At 46.9% G+C, this 6,040-nt stretch carries 6 protein-coding genes; 1 reads left to right on the forward strand and 5 read right to left on the reverse strand.

Translation table 11 applies throughout. The features are described from left to right. Positions 1-374: 374 nt before the first annotated feature. The 4 genes from FD01_RS03705 to FD01_RS03720 all read right to left on the reverse strand — a co-directional run bounded on the left by FD01_RS03705 (position 375) and on the right by FD01_RS03720 (position 5,193). Complete coding sequence (locus tag FD01_RS03705) at positions 375-1,484, reverse strand: GGDEF domain-containing protein (protein ID WP_056962674.1); 1,110 nt, start codon at positions 1,482-1,484, stop codon at positions 375-377. Positions 1,485-1,667: 183 nt separating this feature from the next. After that, on the reverse strand, positions 1,668-2,783 hold the full coding sequence (locus tag FD01_RS03710; protein ID WP_056962676.1) for a GGDEF domain-containing protein: 1,116 nt from the start codon (positions 2,781-2,783) through the stop codon (positions 1,668-1,670). A gap of 368 nt (positions 2,784-3,151) precedes the next feature. Further along, positions 3,152-3,748 (reverse strand): WxL domain-containing protein, encoded by a 597-nt coding sequence (locus tag FD01_RS03715; protein ID WP_054719272.1) that lies wholly within the window; start codon positions 3,746-3,748, stop codon positions 3,152-3,154. A 425-nt stretch (positions 3,749-4,173) separates the two neighbouring features. After that, positions 4,174-5,193 (reverse strand): WxLIP family cell surface protein, encoded by a 1,020-nt coding sequence (locus FD01_RS03720; protein ID WP_056962678.1) that lies wholly within the window; start codon positions 5,191-5,193, stop codon positions 4,174-4,176. 135 nt (positions 5,194-5,328) lie between these two features. On the opposite strand from FD01_RS03720, the gene FD01_RS03725 reads away from it, so the two are divergent. Then, on the forward strand, positions 5,329-5,814 hold the full coding sequence (locus FD01_RS03725; protein ID WP_056962680.1) for a hypothetical protein: 486 nt from the start codon (positions 5,329-5,331) through the stop codon (positions 5,812-5,814). Here the strand turns inward: FD01_RS03725 and FD01_RS16515 are convergent. Continuing rightward, the coding region (locus tag FD01_RS16515; protein ID WP_235802927.1) for a hypothetical protein at positions 5,807-6,040 on the reverse strand (234 nt) is incomplete at its 5' end. The genes FD01_RS03725 and FD01_RS16515 overlap by 8 nt on opposite strands.

Here is a 6,040-nt window from a genome sequence, read left to right on the forward strand (position 1 = left end):
TCAGACCGGCCAGATGCGATTTCATGTCCCAAATACCGAGGTGAATAATCCAGGCTACCTTACTTTGTCGAAAAAATCACTCGGTATTCGTTGAGCACGTCTTCCACTTAGTTACCACGTACCCCGATATGGTGCAACACCATGTCTTATGGTTCAGCGTAATACACTTTTTACAATAATACGAGTTTTATGCAAATCGTGTGTATTGAAAATTAGCGACGCATCTTGTGTTTCACAAGTCGCATTTTAGCCAACAACTGTCACCTTAAACTGCACGATAAACAATTTAATTTGGTCATTTTAGCACCCAGCAAAAACCACAATTGTCGACAAAAAATAGCCTGATTTCGCTTGTTGAAATCAGACTATTTGCTTCAATCTGTGATCACCGTATCGCGCCCAGCATCTTTAGCCGCATACAAATTTGCATCGGCACGGGCGATCGTATGATCATTTTGAGTATCTTGCGAAACCACGCGCGTGATCCCAGCAGAAATAGTTAAGTGGATCGCAACCCCAGCAGTTTCAACCGTTAACTGCCGCAAATGGGCCATATAACCGTCAATGATCGCGCGCGCTTGCGCATCTGTGGCGCCGCCTGCGATCAACAAACTGAACTCTTCGCCGCCAGTTCGATACAACCCCACCGGAAAATCCACTTGATCCAAATAGTCATCGAGATCATGGGCGAACGTTTTCAAGACGTCGTTGCCGGCTAAATGCCCATAAGTATCATTGATCCGTTTGAAATGGTCGATATCGATCATCACCAAGTACACTGACGCCATGGTGCCTTCAGTCGCCAGTTTGCGATACCGGGTAAAATCTGTCGAAAATTTACTTAAACTGCGCACCCCAGTTAAAGCGTCATGTTGATTGTCATATTCCAAATGAGTGGTTTCGCGCTTGCGATATACCAGCAAATGATCATAAGCATGGGCCAATACGATCACGACGATAAAGGCAACGGTGACCATCAGGGTTTGCCCTAATTCATAGTGATAGCTGTACATGTCAAACAGCCAATAAATCAAGCTGACTGAAATCAACACCGGTGCATGCCGAAACCAATTGGCCTTGATCCAATCTTGATGATTGTTCAACGGGATCAAAATCAACAAGGTCCCGATAAAGCCGAGGATCGACGGGATATCCCAATCCCAAAATGGCCAAAAGCTGATAAATACCGCCACCAGCATCCAGCGGAAGACTTTTTTGTCTTTTAACCGCTTGGACACATAAATCAAGGTCCCATTACGAATCGCATTGGCCGTCCAAGAATACGTTGTGCCCAGCAGCCGCAACATCCGCACGAACAAAATGATCGCGATCACGTAAACGGCGATCATCACCGCTGCGGAAACCTTGCGATGAAACCAGCGCATCATCAATTCTGGCCCTAAGTCTTCAACGATTTCCAACGAGGCCACAAACCCGATCATGAAAAAGAAAGTCCAAAAGAACGTATTGCCGACAAGTTCCATCCTGGCACATCCTTATTTTTAATAACAAAATAACAATATTATTATGCATTTCTAAGCATACAACATTTGTGGGGTAAATACACGGTGGACGCAATTGAATTTGACGTGTAACCGTCACCAATTTCAACGCTGAGCTGAACTAAAAAAGAAGCCCGAACAACCAGCGTCGAGCTCCTTTCATCATCACAACTCATGTTCGCCAGTCCCGATGCGATCGCGGCCGACATTTTGTGCAGCAATTAAGTTGGCATCCGCGCGGCGATACAAGTCGCGCGCACTTTCATCTTCGATTTGCCGCGTGGCAACGCCAATCGTTGCCGTCACCCGGATCGCATCACTATCTTCTAGCGGCACTAGCACTTCTCGAATCCGCGCTTGGCAAGCCGGAGCGATTGCCAAGGCATGCGGCGCATCCGTTTCCGGTAAGATCAACATGAACTCCTCGCCGCCAGTCCGTGCCAGCATCGCATGTGGTGCGATCATTTCAAGAGTAGCTTGTAGCGTATCCACAACGGTGATCAGCACTTGATTCCCCGTGGGATGGCCATAACGGCGATTCACTTGTTTAAAATGATCGATGTCCAAGGCTAACAAACTCAAGTCAGCATTTTGTTCAAAGCGCTGATTGATCGCTTTGCGAAAACTCAACCAGTTGTAGGCATCCGTCAAGGCATCATAGCGCACATCCCGGGCATTGGCGCGATCGATCAAATGCTCACGCCGCAGTAGGATCATATAAGTGAAACTGCCTAATGTTGCCACCACAAAGCCGATCAACAGCGCTGCCCGCATCGTCGCAGTCATTTGCCAAGCTGATTGCATCAACACCCAAAAGCCGCCACCAGCGACTAAATCGGCTAACACGCGGATCATCATATGCTCATCAAATGGTGAAAAGTAGGCTTCTTCGATTGCCAGCCAAACCAGATAAACGATCACGGCTAAAGCTAATTGCCAATCAGCATGCCCGATCAACGCCGCAAACAAGGCGAAATTTAATAAAACAGTCGGAATAATCGCAGGCAAGGTTTTAAATGCGTTGGTGAAGTTGATGATCACCACTAACTGCAAATCAACCAATAACGCTTGCGCAAACCCAGAAGAATAGCGGGCCAGCCCTAACAACAAGGCGGCGACCACCACTTCATAAGCCCCATAGATCAGCTCGGTGCGCCAAGGATATAAATGGCGGTTTTCCAGATCCATATCCAAGCCATGCATCAGCCGTTGAAGCCCGCCGATGATGCCAATATTAAAAAATGTCATCACCAAACTGGCGACGATTGCTTGATAGACCATAGAATTATCCTCATATACGCAAAAAGGCCATCGCACTGATGGCTTTTTGCGGAACTTATTGCCGATTAAACGGCTCGTATATGCACACACATCACTGATTAGTCGATGATGGTTTGGGGGAAGATCATCGAGAAACCTGTACAAGAGCAAAACGACCCTTCACAGCAAGTATTTGCATACTCCTGCGTACGGGTCGTCCTAAACGTGCCATAAGGCCTGTGTTTAGGTGAGCGGTTAAATTCACTTGTTCTTGATTACATGACCATCATAGCGCGCTTGTATTTGAAATGCAAGCTTTTTTCAAACAATTTTTTCTAACCGCATGCTGTTGCTAACTTACACCACATCAATGCATTAACGCGCACCTTTCATTCGATTGCGTCAGTCAACGTCCACTTCAACTTCGCAGAATAATCCCCTGCAGTATTGCCTGCAGGAATGTGCAAATGTACAGCAGATGACGCAAATTCCGTCGTGAACGTACCTGCTGAACCATTGCGATCCGCTTTAACCAAGGCTGCTTGATCCCCACCTGTGGTAATGGTGGTATCCGTAACCGTTGGCGCTGTTGCCACAGAATCGGCATTGCCGCTTTGGGCAGCCGTTGCATCAAACGTCAATAATGCTGAGTGGATCTGTTGGGTGTTGTCGGTATTGGTAAAATCCGACGCAGCCACAGAAACACTCCACGCATTGGCAAAGCCTGGGTTCGTGACTGCCACTGGGGCATCAACGCTATCGGCGGTGACGTCTTGAGCAGAACTGGAAACCTTAGCTGAGCTGAAGTCGATGGTCGGCATGTCGCTAGCAGCGACTGCACTATCTTTTGGCATCGTGAAAGTGACAGAAGCTGTTGATGTTTGCACATCATCAGCAGAAACAGTAGTCGGTGTGCCGAACGCACACAATGCAGCCAAACCTGCGACAAGCGCAGAAAGGTGCACTAAAGAAAGGTGCTTGATCATTAACGATTCCCCCAAACCGATTAGTGACAAGTGGTGCTAATATACGCATTAATACAACTCTGTTATATCATATGACTCTCACAAATACTAGATAAATATGAATTTATTTTAATGATTTCGCGAGTGAATTGGTCAGAACGACTTCAAAAAATGCTATTCAAAACGTGCGAAACTCGCAATGGTAGCGGTTTCTTTATTTTCATCACGTTATTTTTAGGACCCGATAATTGGCCCTAATTTTTTTGTCAGAATTCGGTGATACCAAGAGTTTGTCGCTGCATTTCAAGAAAATCTGTCAACTGAGTGACCGTTTATGGTGTGATAAAACGCTTTTGACCGTTTGGCTGGGATGTAAACGGATGCGCAAAAAAGCGAGTCGATATCTACAAAATGGATAACGACTCGCTTGTGTGCAATCTGTATATTTATTTGGCTCGGCGTGGGCGAATCAGCAAAATGATCAAGATGATCACCACTAAGATCAAAATGCCTAAAATGATCCCTGCCCCAATCAACAACCAATAGAATGGTGATTGTTTTTGATCGACAGCGCTGTGATTCAGCTTGCGCGCTTGGGCACCAGTAATCGCGAAGCCTTTGACAAAATGAAATTTTTGCCCTGCGGTTGTGGCAGTCAAATCTATTTTGTACTGCCCTGCCACCAATGGCGTGTTATTGGTGCTGATAGGAAAGGCAAAGGTACTATTAGGGGCCATGGCCATGTCTGCTTTGGTATAGCGAATATAAGTATGTTTTGCCCCTTTTTTGGTGACTTTCACTTTTAATTTCAGTTGATGGATCGGCGTTGGCGTCGTATTTTCTAAAGTCGCCGTGATCGTATTGCGATAATTGAGCTGATGGGCTTTAACTGAACGCAACGCGATTTTAGGCGTGATGCCGGCGTAATTGCCTGATTCTTGCAGGGCCAAGCCGACCACATAAGCATATTCATTGGTCAAGGTGAGGCCTTTGGCAGATTTTTTAGCTTGGCCAGTATCTAACTCTGTGACTTGAATCCCACCTAACACTAAACCAGACCAAGCCTTCTGCGGTGTCGTCAACTTCACGCCCACGGTTTTTTTCTGATTGGCTAAGACTTTAACCACAAACGGCTTCGGTGTCATCGCTTCGATATCTGCGCTCAAAGATTTCGCTTTGGGTTGCGCATGTTTGGTGTAGTCGATTTCCCCATTGGTGTTCGTGTTGGCGCGATTGACAGCAATGCGATAGCGATGGGCCACAGTGTCGGTGTTGCTGAGGACTAAATTTAGGGTTTGCGTTTGGCCTGGGACGACTTTCAACGAAAAATAGGACACGCTGGTATCAGCTTGATTGCTTGGCAATTGCGCCGACACGGAAAAATGTAACTTGGCGGCATGCACCGTTTGCGTCGGCAGCCAAGCAAAGCTGAACAACGCGAACAATAAGCAGAACAGTTTTTTCATTTCACCCGATCCCTTCTATTATAAGAAGAAGTTTACCGTACTTTGTTGCGCCGCGCATCTGAAATCGATGTCATTTTCGGCTTGAAAAATGACAAATCAGCAAAAGCTAGTATTGTGAGGCTTGGAGGTGACACTATGGAAACGCCGCGGACCTACTACAACACCATTACCTTGACCGAAGCGAATATGAGCTTCATTGTCGGCTTGATCCAAGAAGTCTATGACAAGCGTACCCACCAAACAGCCCGGACTCGGTGGCTGTTAGCCTATCAGCCCAACTTGGCCAGCCCAGAGCCTGCCATGCCAGTCTTAAACGAACGCTTAAACGTCTTAACCGTCGCGGATTGGCAACAATCCAATCAGCGCTCACTGCCCACTGGCGTCAATGCCTATTTTCAAACCCATGCCAACACCACTGCCGTCACCTATTTCACCACTTACATCCCCCAACATCCACAGCCGCCGATGACGCACATTTTGGCTGACAGTGCTTGGCCGATGCGCGTCCAAAATGCGCATCAATTACTCAGAATCGACTTGGCGGCTTTTATCAAACATCAATCGCCAACTTTACCTCAAGCCCCACTGGCATTTAAGACGTTAGGCTATTTCATCAACTGACTTCATTTTTGGGGCAATCGCAACGGTATCGATAGTGTATTTTTAGTCTTCCAGCCAGCGATACCAATTGCCTAGCGGCACGAAAATCTGTGAGCTCCGAGAAAAAGTGTTCCGGTGGCTGGTCATGGAACGCAATGTCGCTCGTCGGAGCTAACTTGGATAATTCGCTACGCTCATTATTCAAGTGGATCTCCTTCTCGCTGGGCTCTAAGCGGTAAACCGCTAA

The organism is Lacticaseibacillus manihotivorans DSM 13343 = JCM 12514, from assembly GCF_001435035.1.
GTDB lineage: Bacteria > Bacillota > Bacilli > Lactobacillales > Lactobacillaceae > Lacticaseibacillus > Lacticaseibacillus manihotivorans.